1 protein-coding gene and 2 riboswitches are annotated in these 1039 nt (G+C 71.9%); the gene reads left to right on the top strand.

Annotated elements, in window-relative coordinates; translation table 11 throughout:
* Positions 1 to 171: 171 nt before the first annotated feature.
* A riboswitch (cobalamin riboswitch) is annotated at positions 172 to 354 on the bottom strand.
* Between the two features lie 80 nt (positions 355 to 434).
* A riboswitch (cobalamin riboswitch) is annotated at positions 435 to 643 on the top strand.
* Positions 644 to 677: 34 nt separating this feature from the next.
* Positions 678 to 1039 (top strand): hypothetical protein (locus tag EV662_RS19330; protein WP_132466532.1); only part of this gene is annotated, 362 nt, incomplete at its 3' end.

The raw sequence follows: 1039 nt of genomic DNA, 5'->3' as shown, positions 1-1039 counted from the left end.
GGGATCGGATCGGGGCGGAACTCGTCGCGGACGTCGCGGCGGCTGCGGATCAATTCGTGGATCGTGTCCCGTTCCTCGGGGGTGAAACGGCGCGCGGGAACGGGCGCCGCAAGGGCGGTGTCGGGCATTCTGGCCCTCCTGGTTTGACAGCGCCGCCTCGGGTTCCACGCGGGGCGGCCATCTTGCCGGGCCGGTCTTCTGGCTTCGGGTCGTCTGCCGGCAGGCGCCTTCCCGGATCGCTCCAGTGGCGTCGTGCCTGCGGCATCCCCGTCACAGCGGCGGGCCCGCGCCGGTTTCTCACCGGCTTCCCGATTCTCCCCGGTATGGCGGGGCACCCGGCGGGCGCGGCATATACCGCGCCATGGGCGGCAGGCAAGCCCGCGCATGCCCCCCGCGGCGCGGTTTCATCCGCGTTGACCGCCGCCGGGCGCCCGGGCTATGCCGGTAGCGATGGTTCCCGTGATCGGCGTGTCACGGGTGAAAAGGGAACGCGGTGCGCCGATCTTCGGCAAATCCGCGACTGCCCCCGCAACTGTAGGCGGCGAGCGTGTTCCGAAATGTCCACTGGGCCCCGTGGCCCGGGAAGGATCGGGGGGCGCAGCGACCCGCAAGTCAAGAGACCTGCCATCGTCACGACCTGTTCAACCCGGGCGGGGTGCCCCGGCAAGGAGACCGCGATGACAGACCGTTTTTCGAAACCCCGTGCGACTCTCGCGCCGCCGGCACCCTGTGGCGGCGCCGGGCGTTCGATGATGCTTGAGATGGTGCTGATCCAGATGCAGGCCCGCGGCGAAAGCGCCGAGCGGGCACGCGAAATCGGGCAGCTGGCCTTCATGCAATGGCTGGGCGCGCTGCCAGGCGGATGTGACTATGCCGCCGCGGCGCGGGCGGCGCTGACGCGTATCGCCACAAGCCCTGCCCCCGGACCCGCGCTGGCCACCTTCCGCGCCCTTCTGGCCGCGTCCCTGGATGCACCGGCCCGGCCGCTCGACCTGCGCCTTCCATCGCCCTGCCGGCGCGGCGGAACCCGCGCGCGCCG

Source organism: Rhodovulum marinum (assembly GCF_004343075.1).
Lineage (GTDB): Bacteria > Pseudomonadota > Alphaproteobacteria > Rhodobacterales > Rhodobacteraceae > Rhodovulum > Rhodovulum marinum.
The sequence above is the reverse complement of the archived record's forward strand: the minus strand, read 5'-3'. Positions and strand labels throughout refer to the sequence as shown.